This is a genomic window from Xanthomonas vesicatoria ATCC 35937 (assembly GCF_001908725.1).
Taxonomy (GTDB): Bacteria; Pseudomonadota; Gammaproteobacteria; order Xanthomonadales; family Xanthomonadaceae; genus Xanthomonas; species Xanthomonas vesicatoria.
The window spans coordinates 1,012,886-1,029,704 of the sequence record NZ_CP018725.1 but is presented as its reverse complement, the minus strand read 5'-3'; the positions used below and the strand labels follow the sequence as shown (position 1 = coordinate 1,029,704).

Below are 16,819 nucleotides of genomic sequence, written 5' to 3'. Positions count from 1 at the left end.
GTTCGCGACCGCTCGCGGCGGTGTTTGGGATGCGCTAGGCCGGTTGGATCGCAACCGCCCGCAACGCTGCGTCCAGCTTTGTCCGTTGTGCGGGATCGTCGCAATGCTCCCAGGCGTTTTGCAGGATGGCGCGTGCCTGCGCATCGCGGCCGAAACGCTCGGCCAGCATCAGGCCGGCATCCAGCGACCAGCTCGGCAGCATCGGATCGCGTGGCCAGCCTGCGATGGCAGCCAGCAGCCCATCGGTGGCGAGCTGAAACTGCCCGGCCATCTTGGCGCGCTCGGCGAGCAGCGTGGCGTGTTCGGGCAGGAGCGGGGTGAATGCGGGGTCGCTGTCGAGGGCTTCGCGCTGCAACGCGAGCGCGCGGCGCTCCTGCTTCTCCTGCAGCAAGCGGTTGATGTATTGCCGGGTGTGCTCGCGCAGCTCGTCATTGCGATGATGCTGACGGAGCAGGCGTTGATACAGCTCATGCACTGCCAGGCTCACCGCGCGCGAGCGCACCGCGCCGCGCAAGGCCTGGAACGCCTCGTCGGAATGGCCGTCGCGCACGTACTGTTCGGCCTCGTCGAGCAGGCGCTGGTCCGGGTCGGCGCGTTCGTGCGCGGCCCCGCTGCTGGGCACGTATCCCAACTCTTCGTGGTACTGGTACACCAGATATCCGAGCAGATGAAAACTGGCGAACAGGGTCCAGATCGAGGCCATCATCACCGCTGCCTCGCGCACCAGCGGGGGCAGATACTTCAGTGCGACGAAGACCGCTGCCGTGCCGCTGCCCTGGATCACGTAGAGCAGGCCGTAGGCGGCCGGATACGGCCAGCCGATCCGCAGCGCCATGTCGATCGAAACCGCCGGGTTGAGCGCGCGACGCAGGCTGCCGTCGATGGCAAGGGAGATCAACATGCCGGGCAGCAACAGCATGCTGCCCAGATAGGCGATGGTCAGCCCGAATGTACCTGCGAGCGCGGCGGCGACGCCGATCACGATGCCCAGCGCGAAGGCCAGCAGGATCAGGCGCAGCACCGCGCTGTCGAAGCTGTCGTAGCCGAGCCGGGGCGCATCGGGTTGGCCATCGGCGGTATGCCGCAGGATGTCGAACGCGTAGGTGTAGGTCGCCATGCCGAGCACGCCCACGACCACCAGTTTGAGAATGCCCGGCAACACCAGCAACGCGCTGCACAGCGTCAGCGCGATCAACGCATACAACGCCGAGCCGCGCAGCGGGTAGGTGGCGATGGACGGAATGCGGGTCCAGAACGGTGCGGGCGCAGCCTGCGCGGCAGCCTTGCGTGCGCGAAAACGGTCTTCCATGACGCTCCCCAAGCGTGTGATGTGAAGGGATTGTGAGGCGATGCGCGGGCGGGTGCAATTGGCGCATCGCGTCTGGCCGGCGAGTCCAGTGGCATAGAGCAGCCCACTATGGCCCAGCGGCCTTAGACAGCGTGACGCAGGCCGCTGGCGGGGGCGGGGGCAGACCTGCTGCGTCGACCGTGCGAAAGCGCGCCGAGGGTGCTGGCACCTGCATTACCCACCACGATTGCGATCATCGTGATCATTGCAAAGGATGGGCCGCGGGACATCATGCCCATGGGCCGCGCGCATGGACTTCTATGCGGAACCTGTGGTCCGCTACCTGGCGGCTGTTTGCCAGGTAGCGACATTGCTGCGGGCAGCATGCGCTTGCGCGCCATTGCCAAGGCGCGGTCCGTCCCTCTTTCGCAAGGAACTTCGCTTGAATCCATCCGTCGCCGACACCCCGCAGGTTCGCATTCGCAGCATCGATGTGCTGTCCGACAACTGGTATGTGCTGCGCAAGGTCACCTTCGATTTCCAGCGCAAGGACGGCCGTTGGCAGACTTTGTCGCGCGAGGCCTACGACCGCGGCAATGGCGCCACTATCCTGCTCTACAGCCGCGCCAGGCAGACGGTGATGCTAACCCGGCAATTCCGCCTGCCGACGCTGCTCAATGGCAATGCGGACGGCATGCTGATCGAAGCTTGCGCCGGCTTGCTCGACCAGGACGATGCGCTGACCTGTATCCGCAAGGAAACCGAGGAGGAAACCGGCTACCGCATCGACAACGTGCGCAAGGTGTTCGAAGCCTTCATGAGCCCGGGCTCGGTCACCGAGCGGCTGTACTTCTTCGTCGGCGAATATTTCGACGGCGACAAGGTGAGCGACGGCGGCGGGGTCGAAGAAGACGGCGAAGAGATCGAGGTGCTGGAACTGTCGCTCGACGCTGCGCTGGCGATGATCGCCTCCGGCGAGATCGCCGACGCGAAGACGATCATGCTGCTGCAGTACGCCAAGTTGCATGGCGTGCTGGGGTGATCAACCCGTTCCGTTCGCTTGCCTCGTTCGATGGCTCATGACCACCGCAATTTAATCGGTCGTCGAGGCTAGGTCAGCGTATACGTTTGAGTTTCTTGTCGTGATACTCGGACGCACCGCCACTTTCGCAGTCCGAACCATCCTGAGAGAGCACGATGCCATGGCCTGCTCCAGGCGCGTCATTTTCGAGGATGCGAAAGCCATAGAGCGGGTAGTCAAGAGGCGGGTTGAGCGCTGGGTCTGGCTCCCGTTCCAGTATCAGACAGCTGCCTGCAATTTCATCTATCCACCATGTGCTACGTAGCGTCACGATCCTCTTTCGGTAGTTCGGATCCTTTCCCGAAAGGCCGGTGTACGTCAGCGTGTAGCGACGACTTTCCGGGCGCCCTTTGATGGCCACCAATCGCAAATCTGCGGTAGCCGAAGGGCAGGCACTTCGATCTACCTGTACCTGAATCTTGCCGGTGTAGCGTCCGGCGAGCAGATGTTGCCGGCGCTCGGGCCATTTAATGGGGCCGTAGTTGGAGCCGGGCGTGTAGTCGTAATCCGGATTGCGCGCCTCCTGTGCGGAGCATGTTGCTGTCGTGAGAAGCAATAAGCCAATTCCAAAACGATAACTGCTGAAGGTTTGCATGGTGTACGTCCTCGTCGTCGTCGGGGCGTTTAGCGCTTCCCACCAAAAATACTCCCAAAAAGACCGCGCACGATCTGTTGGCCGATCTTGCTGCCGATGGTGCGCGATGTCTGCTTGGCCATTGTTTCCAGCATGCCTTGGCGACGGCCGGTGCCGAACACCGCGTCCTTGACCGCTTTTCCGAATCCGCTGTCATGGCTTTCTTCTTCCTCGCGGGTACGCGCGGGCGGGGCGGCGGTCTGCTTGGCGACCTGTTCGACGCGGCGTGCCAACAGCTCGGCGGCCGATTCGCGGTTGATCGCGGTGTCGTAGCGCGTACCGACCGGGCTGGCGGCACGCACCTGTGCGCGCTCGGGCGCGCTGAGTGCGCCCATGCGGCAGCGTGGCGGCGCGATCAGGGTCTGCTGCACGGGCGCCGGCACGCCCTTGCCTTGCAGCGGCGATGCCAGTGCCTCGCCGGTGCCCAGACTGGAAATGGCCGTGGCCACGTCGAGCTTGGGATTGCCCACGAAGGTCTGCGCCGCAGTCTTGACTGCTTTCTGGTCGCGCGGGGTGTAGGCACGCAGCGCATGCTGCACGCGGTTGCCGAGCTGGCCAAGAATGTTGTCGGGAATATCGTCGGGAAACTGCGAGCAGAAATAGATGCCCACGCCCTTGGAGCGGATCAGCCGCACCACCTGCTCGATGCGCTGCACCAGTGCCGCCGGCGCGTCCTCGAACAACAAATGCGCCTCATCGAACACGAACACCAGCTTGGGCTGGTCCAGGTCGCCCACCTCCGGCAGGCCTTCGAACAATTCCGACATCAGCCACAGCAGGAAGGTCGAATACAGCTTCGGTTTGAGCACCAATTGATTTGCCGCCAGGATGCCGATCACACCGCGGCCGTCCGGCGCAACGCGCATCAGGTCGGCCAGTTCCAATGCGGGCTCGCCGAAGAACTGCTCGCCGCCATCCTGCGACAGCCGCAGCAGCGCGCGCTGGATCGCGGCCACGGACTGGCTGGACACCAACCCGTAACTGGTGGAGAGCTCCTTGCGTTCTGCCACCACCAACGCAAGCAGCGCACGCAGGTCGTCCAGATCCAGCAGCAACAAGCCGCGGTCGTCGGCCAGCTTGAACACGATGTCCAGCACGCCGGACTGGGTGTCGTTGAGTTCCAGGATGCGGGCGAGCAGGGTCGGGCCCATCTCGCTCACGGTGGTACGCACCGGGTGGCCGAGCTGCCCGTACAGGTCCCAGAACACCACCGGGCTGGCGGCCGGCGCGTAATCGGCGATGCCCACATCTGTGGCGCGCTGCAGCACGCCGGGCGCACCGTCGCCGGCCACGGCCAGGCCGGCGACGTCGCCTTTCACGTCGGCCAGGAACACTGGCACCCCCAACCGTGAGAAGCCTTCGGCCAGGGTCATCAAGGTCACGGTCTTGCCGGTGCCGGTGGCGCCGGCCACCAGACCATGGCGGTTGCCGAAGCGGCCTTCGAGCACGACCGGGAGATCGTCGGTGACGCCTTTGCCGAGCAGGAACAAGGCCATTGGGCAGATCCGGTGAGGAAAGACCGGATTCTAGCGGGCAACGTCGTCGCACAAATTTTGGGGCACACATGGGGCCTGAGGGCCAGGCGATGCGGCGAGCCGGCGGCCGTACTCGACACCGTCAATAGCGTGCTCGCCGGTCCCAGATACCCGGCTCCGCCGGTTTTAAATGCATCGGACAGGCGCGCCAAGCTAACGCGTCACTGACCTGCCGGCGGCGTCGCCTTGCCCCCGTGTCGTCCCGGCGGCTACCCTGCCTGACTTTCCGCTGCACTGTCTCCGATGCCGCTCGCTCATTTTGGTTTGCGCCCATGGCCTGTTCTGGCTGTGGTGGCGCTGATGTCTGTCGTCCCCGCCGCCCACGCCATCTCCAAGCGTGACACGGAGAAGGCTGCCGTGCTCGATGCACGCATGGCCGCTGCCGAAAAGCGCTATCGCGATGCCTTGGTGCTGGTGAACAACTCCGACCCCAGGGGCACCGCCGAAGGCGACGCCGCGCTGGAGGATATGGAGGACGTGATCGACGCCTGTATCAAGCAGCGCGGCTGTCTGGTGGCCAATCAGCTGGCCACCTACAAGCGTCTGCTCAAGGCGCGCGCCGATGCTGAAGCACCGGCTGCCGAAGAACCGGAAGACGACGACACCTTGTTGCAGGCCGACCCGGATCATCTCGGCCCGGCCGCCAATGGCGTGCCCGAGGCGGCGCGTGCGGCAACGCTGCTCAACGACCAGCGCCACGAGTTCGACAAGATGGTGCAGTACAACCCGGCCGTGCAGGCGGGCATCCGGCGCTGGCTGACCGATATGCGCCCGGCATTGATGACCAGCTACGACAACTACAGCAACCTGCGCGGAGTGATGTGGCCGGAATGGCAGAAGCGCGGCCTGCCCGAGGCGTTGCTGTTCGGCATCATGGCCAAGGAATCCAACGGCAAGGTGCACGCCAATTCGCGCGCGGGTGCGGCCGGGCTGATGCAGTTCATGCCGGCCACAGGGCGGCGTTTCGGGCTGGGCCCGGACGGCAGCGGCTTCGATACGCGCTTTGATGCACGCAGTGCCGCCGAAGCCAGCGCCGCCTATCTCAACGAGCGCATGGCCGGCCTCAACCGCAGCATCGAGTTGGCGCTTGCCGCCTACAACGGTGGCGAAGGCCGTGCTGCACGCGTCTTTTCGCAGACCGGCGGACGGGGATTCTGGGAGCAGGACGTCTACAACCAGTTCCCGGCCGAAACCAAGGACTACGTGCCGATGGTGATCGCCGCGGCGTGGATCTTCTTGCATCCGCGGCAGTACGGCGTGGATTTCCCCAAGCTCGACGCGCAGCCGGCCACGCTCAAGCTGGCCAAGTCCACCACGATCTATGAACTGACCATCTGCCTGGGCGGCACGGGCGTCCGCGAGGGTTACATGCGTGCGCTACGCAACCTCAATCCACGTTATGAGCCCGATGGCTGGATTCCCGCCGGCACCGTCATCAACGCTACCAACCGCATCGCCAGCCTGTACACACGTTACTGCGTGAACGGCCCGCGTGCGGATCTGGCACGGACCTTGATCACCGCCGATCTCAACAGTGCCATCGTGCGCAGCAGCGCAACCGAGTACACGCCCACCGTGGCGGTTGGCGATGTCAGCCCGATGGCCGGCGTACCCACCACCGTCGCCACCGGCCAGCCTGCGGTCGCCAAGCCCAAGGCAAGACAGGCGCGCAGCTACACCATCGCCAAGGGCGATACGCTTGGTCGCGTGGCGCAGAAATACCAGTGCGAGATCAAGGAACTGGCCAAGGCCAACGGCCTGAAGGCACCCAGCTACGCACTCAAGCCGGGGCAGAGCATCAAGCTGGCGGGCTGTGACCGTTGATGCGAATGTGCCGCTGATCGTGGATCGCGGCACGTTACAGGCAGCCGCTGGGAAACTGTCGCGAGCAGTCGTCGGGTGAGCGCGCGCAGCGCGCTCGGATTCAACGTGCGCGGGTGGTCGATGCGGTGCCGAGTACCGGCCGCGTTCGCTTGGCCATGAGTGCGGCGGTGCTGCGAGCTACGCTCAAACAAGCGCTACGACTGGCGCGGTGCCTGCCGCCTGCGAGGATGGCGGCGAGTCGCTTTCCTCGTTCCAGCGTGCCTTGAGGCCGTCCCACCACTGCGTCCACCGCGCACGCCAGCTTTGGCGCAATGCATCGGGGCCAAAGCGTTTGGCCTGGTGTTCTGCGAACTGCATCGCCTGCTGCATCAGCGGCGAGCCGTTCTGTTTGATCGCCTGCCACATGAAACGGGTAAGGATGCGGGCGATGACCAGATTGGAATCCAGGTCGCCGCTCTCCGCTTCCACGTGCTGGATCAAGGTCTGCAATTCGGCGCGTACGTCCGCAGGTACGCCAGGGTTTTCGCTGAGCCGTTTCAGACGGCGCAAGCCGTCCAGATAGCGGTGCTCGGCCAGGTCCAGGCCCGCGCGTGCCAGTTCGCCGAGCCATGGTGCCCGCACCGTCAGTGCAATCGCATCGACATGCAGCACCACGCTTTCCCAGCGCTTGTCCTGCATCGCGGCATAGGCCATCACCACGTGCAGCATCACCAAGGTGGCGAAGTCGCCCTCTGGATCGGCGCTGTTTTTCCATAGGCTGTCGCTGGACTGTTGTGCCAGTTGCGGCCATTGCTTGCGTTCGTAGGCCACCGAGCGCAATGCCGTGGCGATGACGCGCCCCTGCGGAGCGCAATCGCGCTCCAGCAGGTCGGCTTCGGCGATCGCCGGCAGCAGTTTGTTCGCCGATAGCGCCGTGTAGGACAGCATGGCGTGCAGCATGCAGATGTCGTCGGCGGTCAACGGCGCAGGCGGCGGGGTATCCAGCAGGGCGCCGCCGCGCTGATACGCCGCAAATGCGATCGGTAAGCCCTGCTCGCTGAAGTGTCGGTAGCCCCGGTATTGCAGGCCGTCGCGCAAATCGTCCAGTTGCTGCTGCTCGCTCTTATGAGTGCAGCCAGCCATTGCGGTGAGCAGCGCGATCGCCAGTGGCCATCGCAACATCCGTGTCGTCATCGAAGATCCTGAAAGCTGCCGGTATCCGGCTGACTGGAGAGTACAGGCGAGAGGGGCGCAGGGTCCGCCCGTTGTCCCGCACTGCCATGTGCGCGAAGCGGACGGTCACGAGTGCCACAACCGGCAAGAGCGCGGCGGGCCACGCTGCTGTGCGTCAGCCCACCTGACGTCGCGCCAATGCCTGCCCCAGGCGCACCGAGGTCTCTGCCGCCAATCCACCGGCAAGCGTTGCCGCACCCGGCGGCAGCAACACGATCACCGTCGAGCCGTAGTTAAAGCGCGCCATCTCCGCAAATCGCTCCAATACGATTCCCTTGCCACGGTAATCCTTGCGCGTGATGCGGTCGCCGTAGCGTGGAATTTCCACGCCGCTCCACACCGTTTCCACGCCGGACACCAGCAGCGCACCCACCATCACCGACGCCATCGGGCCGAACTCGGTGTCGAAGTGGCACACCAGGCGCTCGTTGCGGGCAAACAACCGCGGCACGTTGCGCACCGCATCCGGGCCCACGCTGAACAAGCGGCCGGGCACGTGCACGGTCTCGCGCAAGGTGCCGGTCCACGGCATGTGGACGCGGTGGTAGTCCTTGGGTGACAGATACACGGTGGCAAACAGGCCATCGTTGAACGGCACTGCGGCCGCTTCATCGCCCAGCAGTTCGGCGGCGGTGAACGACTGGCCCTTGGCCTGAAAAATGCGGCCGTTCTCGATTGGCCCGAGCTGACTGATGCGGCCATCGGCCGGCATCAGCACGGCTGCGGGGTCGGCATCGGGCACGCGTGCGCCCGGCTTCAGCGCGCGGGTGAAGAACGCATTGAAGGTGGGGTAGGCGAGCGGGTCCGGCTCCTGCGCTTCGCTCAGGTCCACGCCGAACTTGCGCGTGACCGTGTCGATCAACCATTGCTTGGTGGACGGCGTATCGGAATAGGCCAGCGCGCGCGCCATGGAGGACAGCAACCGATGCGGCAACACGTAGGTCAGGGAAGTGACGAAACTCACGGAGCGGTTACCTTGGTCAGCTGTTGGAGGTCGGCGGCAATCGCCTTGGGGTCGAGCGGAGGACGGATCAGGCCGGTCAGGCGGCCTTGCGGGTCGAGCACGGCGATGCCGGCCGAGTGATCCATGCTGTAGTCATTGGGGTTTTGATCGAAGTTCTTGCCCGGCACCTTCTGGAACACGAAGCCCAGCGCGGTGGCAAAGCGCTGCAGTGCCGGCACGTCCGCGGTGGCCGCCAGCGTGTCCTTGTGGAAGGCGTGGGCGTACTCACCCAGCCGCGCAGGCGGGTCGCGCTGCGGGTCCACCGACACGAACAGCAGGCGCGGGCGCAGGCCATCGGGGATGCTTTCCCATTGCTGCTGCGCCACGGCCAGGTCGGTCAGGGTGGTCGGGCACACATCCGGGCAGAAGGTGAAACCCAGAAACACCAGCGTCCAATGCCCGTTCAGTTCACCGGGCACCAGCTGGGTGCCATCGGACTGGCGCAGGCTGAACTGCGGCAAGGGGCGCGGCTGCGGGTAAAAGGTGATGGTCTGGGTGGGCGGCCAGGGTGAGCGGGGCGCACCGCCGAAGAACTTCTGGCCCAGCAACAACCCAAGACCGGCGGCCAGCGCCACCAGCAGCACGATGCCGGTATTGCGATTGAACATGGCGGTTTCCAGTGCAACGGACGCTCATGATACCGATCCGACCTCTATAATCGGGGGCCGATTCCTCTCTAGTTGTTGCCATGACTGCCGCCGCGGCCGACGAACTGCACACCATCATCGACCTGATCCGCTACGGCACCAGCCGTTTCAACGCAGCCGGTCTCACCTTCGGTCATAGCTACGACAACGCGCTGGACGAAGCTACCCAACTGGTGCTTCACAGCCTGCATCTGCCGCACGACCTGGGCCCGGCGTATGGTCAGGCGCGCCTGCTGCGCTCGGAGAAGGAGCAGGTGCTGGGCCTGTTCGAGCGCCGCATCAACGAGCGCGTGCCGGCGGCGTACCTGACCGGCGAGGCCTGGTTTGCAGGCCTGAGCTTCAAGAGTGATGCGCGCGCCCTGGTGCCGCGCTCGCCGATCGCCGAATTGATCGAAGCCGGCTTCGAGCCCTGGCTGGGCGGCCGCGAAGTGACCCGCGCGCTGGACCTGTGCACCGGCTCGGGCTGCATCGCGATTGCGATGGGCCACTACAACCCGCAGTGGGATGTGGATGGGGTGGACATCAGCGACGACGCGCTGGCGCTGGCCGCCGAAAACAAGGCGCGCCTGCATGCCGACAACGTCACCCTGCTCAAGTCGGATCTGTTCACCGGGTTGGGCGGGCGTCAGTACGACCTGATCGTGACCAATCCGCCGTACGTCACCAACGACGAGACCGACGCGCTGCCGCAGGAGTATTCCTACGAGCCGGAGCTGGGCTTGCGTGCCGGCGACGATGGCCTGGACCTGGTGCTGAAGATCCTGCGCGATGCGCCGCAGCACCTCAGCGAAGACGGCCTGTTGATCTGCGAGGTCGGCGAGTCCGAGCAGCATCTGATCAAGCTGCTGCCGGAAGTGGACCTGGCTTGGGTCGAGTTCAAGGTCGGGCAGATGGGCATCTTCGCGGTGGAATGCCGCGAGCTGATCGCGCACGGCGCGCGCATCACCGAGTTGGCCGGTGCGCGCTGAGGCGCCCACGTCCCGTCCGCAGCTGATCGATATCGTGCTGCTGGTGCCGGTGTCCGTCTTCGGGGCGGCCATTCCGTTCGGCTTGCTCGACGTGGCGTATCGCTTGTTCGACCCGATGTACGGCGGCCCGACTGCGCAGCGCTGGTTGAGCGCGGCAGCGGAAATCGGCTTCGGGTTGATGGCGTTCTTCGGCCTGGTGTCGGCGTGGATCGTGGTCGGCAGCTCTGATGCGACCTTGCGGGCAAATCGGCGTCGTACCTCGGTGGTTGCGCTCGGCCTGTTGTGCGGGATCGGCGTTGCGCTCTACCTGCTTGCCGATTGGATGCTCATTCGTAGTGACGAGCTGGACGTGTTTTTGTTGGTGTTCAGCGGGTTGTTTGCGATGGCGCCGATGCTGGTGGCGGCACGTCATCTGCCGCGCATCTTTTGCGCCACGCCACCTGCTGCGATGTTGAGAGGATGCCGCTATGGGCAGTAACAGTTTCGGCCGCCTGTTGACGGTCACCACCTTCGGCGAGTCGCATGGGCCGGCGATCGGCTGCGTGGTCGATGGTTGCCCTCCGGGCCTGGAACTGGCGCCGGAAGAGTTCACGCTGGACCTGCAACGCCGCGCCAGCGGCAAGAGCCGGCATACCTCCGCGCGCCGCGAAGCCGACGCCATCGAGATCCTGTCCGGCGTCTATGAAGGCCGCACCACCGGCACGCCGATCGGGCTGCTGATCCGCAACACCGATCAGCGCAGCAAGGACTACAGCAACATCGCCCAGCAGTTCCGCCCCGGCCATGCGGACTACAGCTATTGGCAGAAGTACGGCATCCGCGACCCACGCGGCGGCGGGCGCTCGTCCGCGCGCGAGACCACCATGCGCGTGGCCGCCGGTGTGATCGCCAAGAAGTGGCTCAAGCAGCGTTATGGCGTGCTGGTACGCGGTTACCTCTCGCAGCTGGGCGAGATCCGCCCGACCGGTTTCGACTGGGATGCGGTGGAAGACAACCCGTTTTTTTGGCCGCACGCCGCGCAGGTGCCGGAGCTGGAAACCTACATGGATGCGTTGCGCAAGTCCGGCGATTCGGTCGGTGCGCGCGTGGACGTGGTGGCTGGCGGTGTGCCCGCAGGCTGGGGCGAGCCGATCTACGGCAAGCTCGATGCCGAACTGGCCGCCGCGTTGATGAGCATCAATGCGGTCAAGGGCGTAGAGATCGGCGACGGTTTCGCCAGTGCCGCGCAAAAGGGCACCGAGCACCGCGACCTGATCACCCCGGAAGGCTTTCTCAGCAATCATGCCGGTGGCATTTTGGGCGGCATTTCCACCGGTCAGGCGGTGACCGCCTCGATGGTACTCAAGCCCACCTCCAGCCTGCGCCTGCCCGGCGCGACGGTGGATGCGGACGGCACGGTGGTGGATGTGATTACCACCGGTCGGCACGACCCATGCGTGGGTATCCGCGCCACCCCCATCGCCGAAGCGATGATGGCCTTGGTGCTGATGGATCAGGCGCTGCGTCATCGCGCGCAATGCGGCGATGTCGGCGAGGTCTCGCCGCGCATTCCCGGTCAGATCGATGTCTGAAGCAACGCGCCCCAAGGTGTGGGTCAGCCAGCCGTTGTTCGACGATGTCGTCGCGCAACTGGGTGAGTATTTCGAGTTGACCACCACCGAGCGCGTCACCGCGTATTCGTCGCAGCAGCTGGTCGCGCACCTGGCCGGCGTCGATGGCGCACTGATCACGCTCAACGAGCGCGTGGGCGCGGTAGAAATCGCCTCGGCCCCGCAGCTGCGCGCCATCGCCAACGTTGGCGTGGGCTACAACAATCTCGATATCGATGCGCTGAGCGCGGCCGGCATCCTTGCCAGCAATACGCCCGACGCGTTGACCGAAACCACCGCCGACCTGGGCTTTGCGTTGCTGATGGCCACCGCGCGCCGCATCACCGAGGCCGAGCGCTGGTTGCGCGACGGGCAATGGGGCCAATGGTCGTTCAAGACCCTGCTCGGCGCCGATATCCATGGCAGCACGCTCGGCGTCCTGGGCATGGGCCGGATCGGGCAGGGCATCGCACGCCGCGGCGCGCACGGCTTCGGCATGCGCGTGCTGTATCACAACCGCAGCCGGTTGCCTGCCCAGACCGAGCAGGACCTCAACGCGCAGTACGTCGATCTGGACAGCTTGCTGGCGCAGTCCGATCACCTGGTGCTGGTGCTGCCCTACACCAAGCAGTCGCACCACATCATCGACGCTGCCGCGTTGGGCAAGATGCGGCCCACTGCCACGCTGGTGAACATTGCGCGCGGCGGCATCGTCGATGAGCTTGCGCTGGCCGACGCGCTGGCCAATGGGCGCCTGGCCGGTGCCGGCCTGGATGTCTACGAAGGCGAGCCTGCGGTGCGCCCCGAGCTGCTGGCATTGCACAACGTGGTGTTGACCCCGCATATCGGCAGCGCCAGTTTGGCCACACGTCGCGCGATGGTGCAGCTGGCGGTGGACAACCTGATTGCCGCGCTCGGCCACGGTCCCAACGCCGGGCATCCGCCAAGCGCGCTCAATGCTGATGCGATCGCCGCCGCCAAACGCGGCGGCATGGTCGTGGACGCCAGCAAAACCGACGCGACCAAACGATAGGGAGCCTCCGCGGCCAGCGTGGGAGGTTCCCCGAACCCACACGCAGCGCGTTCCCCTCCTTCACTCTTTCGATAAAGACATCCTCATGAGCAACGAAAACCGTCGTTTCAATGTCGCGGTCGTGGGCGCCACCGGCGCTGTCGGCGAGACCATGCTGAGCATCCTGGCCGAGCGCAATTTCCCGGTCGCCAACCTGTATGCGCTGGCCTCGGCGCGTTCGGCCGGTGGGCAAGTGGAATTCAATGGCGGCAAGGTCGACGTGCTGGATCTGGCCGACTTCGACCCGACCGGCGTGGACATCGCGCTGTTCTCCGCAGGCGGCAGCGTGTCCAAGGAATACGGCCCCAAGTTCGCCGCCGCCGGCGCGGTGGTGATCGATAATTCTTCCGCGTTCCGGTACGACGACGATGTGCCGCTGGTGGTGTCGGAGGTCAATCCCGAGGTGCTCCAGCAGCGTCCGCGCGGCATCGTCGCCAACCCCAATTGCTCGACCATGCAGATGCTGGTGGCGCTGGGCCCGATTCACCGCAAATACGGGATCGAGCGCATCAATGTGGCGACCTACCAGTCGGTGTCCGGCGGCGGGCGTTCGGCGATGGAAGAACTGGGCAAGCAGACCAGCGAGTTGCTGAGCTTCCAGGAGATCGACCCGCAGCGCTTCCCGGTGCAGATCGCCTTCAACCTGATCCCGCACATCGATGACTTCCAGGACAACGGCTACACCAAGGAAGAGATGAAGCTGGTCTGGGAAACCCGCAAGATCCTCGGCGACGACACCATCCAGGTGAATCCCACCGCGGTGCGCGTGCCGGTGTTCTACGGGCACTCCGAAGCGGTGGCCATCGAGACCCGCGACAAGATCACCGTCGAAGCCGCGCGCGCGCTGCTCGAAGCGTCGCCGGGCGTGGAAGTGGTGGACGAGCGCAAGCCGGGCGGCTACCCGACGCCGGTGACGCATGCCTCCGGCAAGGATGCGGTGTTCGTCGGCCGCATCCGCGAAGACTTCTCGCACCCGCGGGGTCTGAATCTGTGGATCGTTTCCGACAACATCCGCAAGGGCGCCGCGCTTAACGCCGTGCAGCTGGCCGAGCTGGTCGCGCGGGAAGGCTGATCCTCCTGCCTTGTGGGGCGCGCCGGCGCGCGAGGGCTGTCACTGTGACGGTGCATCGCGCCCAGGTGCGCTCCTACAAGCCGATGGCTTGCGGCTTTTGACGGCCTGGTGCCTGGGTAAGAAAGCACCTGTCGTAAGAGAGTGCTCTTATATGACATGTAGCACTGCAACGGCCGATCGCATGCCGCAGCGCGTCGTTCGCATCAAGTGCAGCTTCGCGCAGTTCGTAAAGTTCCGACCACTAGCGATCGCCGCACGAGCCGATAGTGATTGCGCCAGCAGCCGACGCTGCTGAGCGGTAGGGGCACCCAGCAGCCGCGGCACGTCTTCTCCTTCAGTTGTTCCCGGAGCTTGCCGATTCACCGTCGGCAGCTGCGCGTCTGCGCCGATGTCGCATTGCGGCATCGCGAGCGCGGTGCATGCACGATGCACGAACGACTTTTTCGCTCGTTCAGCGGCTATATTGATGCCCATGAAACATAGGGGCGGGGGCGCGATGCGTCCGATACAAGGAATAGGTGCGTTGCTGCTGATGGCTTGCAGCGGCGCCGCCATGGCGTTGGGCTTGGGCGATATCCGGGTGCTGTCCAAACCCGGGCAGCCGTTGGTGGCCGAAATTCCGGTGATTTCCAACGAGCCGGGCGAGCTCGACAACGCGCGCGTGGCGCTGGCATCGGCGACCACTTTTGCGCGCGTCGGTCTGGAGCGGCCGCAAGGTCTGGTCAGCAGCCTGCAGTTCCAGTTTGCGCAGGACGCACGCGGGCGGGCGGTGATCCGCGTGACCAGCAATCAACCGGTGGATCAGCCGGCGATCAATTTTCTGATCGAAGTGGAGTGGAGCCAGGGCCGTCTGGTGCGCGAATATGCCGCACTGGTCGATGCGCCCAACACCGCGGCCGCGATCGCGGAGCCGGCCATCGACGCGCCGCGTGCCGGCGCCAGCAACACGATTGCACGTGAGCCGGCGGCCGCTCCGGCGGTGGAACGTGCAGACCGGAATGCTGGCGCTGCGGCAGCGGCTGCGCCGCCGCGTGCCGCGGCAACCGCGTCCGCTGCCACGCAGACCGGCGATGCATTGCCGGCCGTGCGCTCGGGCCAGACCTTGTCGGAAATTGCAGCGGGCCTGGCACGTTCCAGCGGGCATTCGCTGGATCAGACCATGCTGGCGCTGCTGCGGACCAATCCGGATGCCTTCGTCAACGGCAACATCAATCGCCTCAAGCAGGGTGCCGTCTTGCGCACGCCGCAGGAAGACGCGCTGGCGCAGGTCAATGCGGCCGAAGCAGCGGTGATGGTGCGCGAGCAGGCCGCCCAGTGGCGCCAGGCGCGCTCGGCCATTCCGCAACCGGCCGATGCCGGTGCGGCTGCAGCAACGCCTGCCCCCGCATCGGTAGCATCCGCCGCGGCCGCTACCGGCGCGCGGCTCGAAATCGCCCCGGCAGTGGCGAGTCAGACCAACACCGCCGGCGCCACGTCCGGCACCAGTGCCGAAGGCGAGGGCGAGATGGCGGCCAACCAACAGTTGCAACAGGCCAAGGAAGACATCGCCACCCGCGATGCGGAATTGCAGGACCTACGCTCGCGCGTGGCCGACCTGGAAAAGCTCAAGCAGCAACAGCAAGCCTTGATCGCCATGAAGGACACCGACCTGGCCGCCGCGCAGAAGCGCCTGGCTGACGCGCCGCAGGCCGCTCCACAAGGTGGCGGCTTCCCGCTGTGGTTGATCGGAGCGCTGGTGCTGATCGTGGCGGCCGTGGTCGCATGGCTGGCGGCGCGTCGTCGCAAGCCCTCGCCGCTGCCGCCGTTGCCGCGCCGTCAGTTCGACTTCGCGCCGCCGATCGCGGCGGTGGATACCGCCGAGCAGCAAGACGACCCGCAGGCCACCGAGCCCAGCGAGCACGACGTGCTACACGAAACCGAATTCGAACAAGCCAATTTGCGCGAAGACGAGCGCGCCCATGACGCGCAGACGCCGCTATCGGACGTGTTGCGGCGCGAGCCGCTGCTGTCCGAACCGGTCGTGGCGCCGCCGGTGATCAACAGCGACGAGTGGCGCGCGCTACGCGCGGCCCCGCCGACGGTGACAGCGCCCGAAGTGCACTCCCCGCAGGCCGAGCCCGCGCAGGAATCCGAGTTGCCGCCGCAGGTCGAGTCGCAGCACCACGAGCCTGGCGAGCACCCGGCGGCCGCATCGAGCGCCTCAGTCCAGGACGGCGTCGACGTCGATCACGCGCTGCAGCATCCCGAAGATGTCGAGCAGGCTGCGGTCGTCCCGGTGGAGCCGCCCACCGGGGCGAGCACTAGGGAATTCGCCTCGGCAGGGCGCGACCGCCTGGAATTGGCGGTGGCCTACATGGACCTGGGCGACAAGGACACCGCACGCGGTCTGTTGCTGGAAGTCGCCGCCACCGGTGACGAAGCCACCCGCGCCGAAGCGGCGCAATTGCTGGAGCAGCTGGCGTGAGTCCGGCCATGGATAACGTGGCGATGCGCGAGCGCCGGATCGATTACGTGGAGTTCGCCTCCATCGATCCCGACGCCAGCCGGGCCTTCTTCGAAACCGTGTTCGGCTGGCAGTTCCAGGCGTATGGCCCGGATTACCTAGCCTTCAACGACGGCCGTCTGGACGGGGGATTTTATCGCACCACGGTGCCCGCCCCGGCAGAAGGTGGCCCGTTGGTCGTGCTGTATGCCGACGATCTGGTGCCGATGCTCGAACGCGTGCGCGCGGCAGGCGGCGAGATCGTCAAGCCGGTCTTCGGCTTTCCTGGCGGCAGCCGGTTTCATTTCCGTGAGCCTGGTGGCAGCACGCTGGCGGTGTGGTCCGAGCGCGACGCGGCTTAAAGCCAACGGTGGATGGTGGCGCCTTGCCTACAGGTGCTGTTGGCCCCGTC

Annotated in this window: 15 protein-coding genes; 9 read left to right on the top strand and 6 right to left on the bottom strand. The window is 65.7% G+C overall.

Features of this window, described 5'->3' with window-relative positions; genetic code table 11:
- Positions 1-34: 34 nt before the first annotated feature.
- Positions 35-1,309 carry a hypothetical protein gene (locus BJD12_RS04530; RefSeq protein WP_005991301.1) on the bottom strand — a complete coding sequence of 425 codons (1,275 nt, stop codon included), beginning with the start codon at positions 1,307-1,309 and terminating at the stop codon, positions 35-37.
- A 421-nt stretch (positions 1,310-1,730) separates the two neighbouring features.
- Here BJD12_RS04530 and nudK point away from each other — a divergent pair, with 421 nt between their 5' ends.
- On the top strand, positions 1,731-2,330 hold the full coding sequence (gene nudK, locus BJD12_RS04525; RefSeq protein WP_005991303.1) for a GDP-mannose pyrophosphatase NudK: 600 nt from the start codon (positions 1,731-1,733) through the stop codon (positions 2,328-2,330).
- A 73-nt stretch (positions 2,331-2,403) separates the two neighbouring features.
- Here nudK and BJD12_RS04520 read toward each other — a convergent pair whose 3' ends face one another.
- Both BJD12_RS04520 and BJD12_RS04515 read right to left on the bottom strand, forming a co-directional pair.
- Positions 2,404-2,964, bottom strand: coding sequence for a hypothetical protein (locus tag BJD12_RS04520; RefSeq protein WP_074059321.1), 561 nt, complete (start codon positions 2,962-2,964; stop codon positions 2,404-2,406).
- 29 nt (positions 2,965-2,993) lie between these two features.
- Positions 2,994-4,499 (bottom strand): helicase HerA-like domain-containing protein, encoded by a 1,506-nt coding sequence (locus tag BJD12_RS04515; RefSeq protein ID WP_005991305.1) that lies wholly within the window; start codon positions 4,497-4,499, stop codon positions 2,994-2,996.
- A 282-nt stretch (positions 4,500-4,781) separates the two neighbouring features.
- Between BJD12_RS04515 and BJD12_RS04510 the strand changes: the two genes are divergently transcribed.
- Entirely contained in the window at positions 4,782-6,362 is a 1,581-nt protein-coding gene (locus BJD12_RS04510) for a transglycosylase SLT domain-containing protein (RefSeq protein ID WP_042827880.1), read from the top strand.
- 183 nt (positions 6,363-6,545) lie between these two features.
- On the opposite strand, the gene BJD12_RS04505 is transcribed toward BJD12_RS04510, so the two are convergent.
- The 3 genes from BJD12_RS04505 to BJD12_RS04495 all read right to left on the bottom strand — a co-directional run bounded on the left by BJD12_RS04505 (position 6,546) and on the right by BJD12_RS04495 (position 9,185).
- A complete protein-coding gene (locus BJD12_RS04505; RefSeq protein ID WP_042827881.1) occupies positions 6,546-7,535 on the bottom strand; it encodes a hypothetical protein in 990 nt (329 codons plus the stop codon).
- A gap of 154 nt (positions 7,536-7,689) precedes the next feature.
- A complete protein-coding gene (asd, locus tag BJD12_RS04500; protein ID WP_005991311.1) occupies positions 7,690-8,538 on the bottom strand; it encodes an archaetidylserine decarboxylase in 849 nt (282 codons plus the stop codon).
- Positions 8,535-9,185 carry an SCO family protein gene (locus tag BJD12_RS04495; RefSeq protein WP_005991313.1) on the bottom strand — a complete coding sequence of 217 codons (651 nt, stop codon included), beginning with the start codon at positions 9,183-9,185 and terminating at the stop codon, positions 8,535-8,537. The genes asd and BJD12_RS04495 overlap by 4 nt, the downstream gene beginning before the upstream one ends.
- Before the next feature lie 80 nt (positions 9,186-9,265).
- Between BJD12_RS04495 and prmB the strand changes: the two genes are divergently transcribed.
- The 7 genes from prmB (at position 9,266) to BJD12_RS04460 (ending at position 16,769) form a co-directional block, all read left to right on the top strand.
- A complete protein-coding gene (gene prmB, locus BJD12_RS04490; RefSeq protein WP_005991315.1) occupies positions 9,266-10,192 on the top strand; it encodes a 50S ribosomal protein L3 N(5)-glutamine methyltransferase in 927 nt (308 codons plus the stop codon).
- Positions 10,182-10,670 carry a hypothetical protein gene (locus BJD12_RS04485; protein ID WP_005991317.1) on the top strand — a complete coding sequence of 163 codons (489 nt, stop codon included), beginning with the start codon at positions 10,182-10,184 and terminating at the stop codon, positions 10,668-10,670. The genes prmB and BJD12_RS04485 overlap by 11 nt, the downstream gene beginning before the upstream one ends.
- The gene (gene aroC / locus BJD12_RS04480; RefSeq protein ID WP_005991319.1) at positions 10,660-11,763 is read left to right on the top strand and encodes a chorismate synthase; all 1,104 of its coding nucleotides are present in this window, start codon (positions 10,660-10,662) and stop codon (positions 11,761-11,763) included. The genes BJD12_RS04485 and aroC overlap by 11 nt, the downstream gene beginning before the upstream one ends.
- Entirely contained in the window at positions 11,756-12,814 is a 1,059-nt protein-coding gene (locus BJD12_RS04475) for a 2-hydroxyacid dehydrogenase (RefSeq protein WP_005991321.1), read from the top strand. The genes aroC and BJD12_RS04475 overlap by 8 nt, the downstream gene beginning before the upstream one ends.
- An 85-nt stretch (positions 12,815-12,899) precedes the next feature.
- On the top strand, positions 12,900-13,925 hold the full coding sequence (locus tag BJD12_RS04470) for an aspartate-semialdehyde dehydrogenase (protein WP_005991323.1): 1,026 nt from the start codon (positions 12,900-12,902) through the stop codon (positions 13,923-13,925).
- 496 nt (positions 13,926-14,421) lie between these two features.
- Positions 14,422-16,389 carry a motility hub landmark protein FimV gene (locus BJD12_RS04465; protein WP_080553066.1) on the top strand — a complete coding sequence of 656 codons (1,968 nt, stop codon included), beginning with the start codon at positions 14,422-14,424 and terminating at the stop codon, positions 16,387-16,389.
- On the top strand, positions 16,386-16,769 hold the full coding sequence (locus BJD12_RS04460) for a VOC family protein (protein WP_042827882.1): 384 nt from the start codon (positions 16,386-16,388) through the stop codon (positions 16,767-16,769). The genes BJD12_RS04465 and BJD12_RS04460 overlap by 4 nt, the downstream gene beginning before the upstream one ends.
- Positions 16,770-16,819: the final 50 nt, after the last annotated feature.

Coding starts and splice junctions, on each gene's coding strand:
- BJD12_RS04510 (WP_042827880.1), top strand. CDS start 4,782: ATGCCGCTCGCTCATTTTGGTTTGCGCCCATGGCCTGTTCTGGCTGTG.
- BJD12_RS04470 (WP_005991323.1), top strand. CDS start 12,900: ATGAGCAACGAAAACCGTCGTTTCAATGTCGCGGTCGTGGGCGCCACC.
- aroC (WP_005991319.1), top strand. CDS start 10,660: ATGGGCAGTAACAGTTTCGGCCGCCTGTTGACGGTCACCACCTTCGGC.
- BJD12_RS04520 (WP_074059321.1), bottom strand. CDS start 2,964: ATGCAAACCTTCAGCAGTTATCGTTTTGGAATTGGCTTATTGCTTCTC.
- BJD12_RS04515 (WP_005991305.1), bottom strand. CDS start 4,499: ATGGCCTTGTTCCTGCTCGGCAAAGGCGTCACCGACGATCTCCCGGTC.
- BJD12_RS04475 (WP_005991321.1), top strand. CDS start 11,756: ATGTCTGAAGCAACGCGCCCCAAGGTGTGGGTCAGCCAGCCGTTGTTC.
- BJD12_RS04505 (WP_042827881.1), bottom strand. CDS start 7,535: ATGACGACACGGATGTTGCGATGGCCACTGGCGATCGCGCTGCTCACC.
- BJD12_RS04530 (WP_005991301.1), bottom strand. CDS start 1,309: ATGGAAGACCGTTTTCGCGCACGCAAGGCTGCCGCGCAGGCTGCGCCC.
- prmB (WP_005991315.1), top strand. CDS start 9,266: ATGACTGCCGCCGCGGCCGACGAACTGCACACCATCATCGACCTGATC.
- BJD12_RS04465 (WP_080553066.1), top strand. CDS start 14,422: ATGCGTCCGATACAAGGAATAGGTGCGTTGCTGCTGATGGCTTGCAGC.
- BJD12_RS04495 (WP_005991313.1), bottom strand. CDS start 9,185: ATGTTCAATCGCAATACCGGCATCGTGCTGCTGGTGGCGCTGGCCGCC.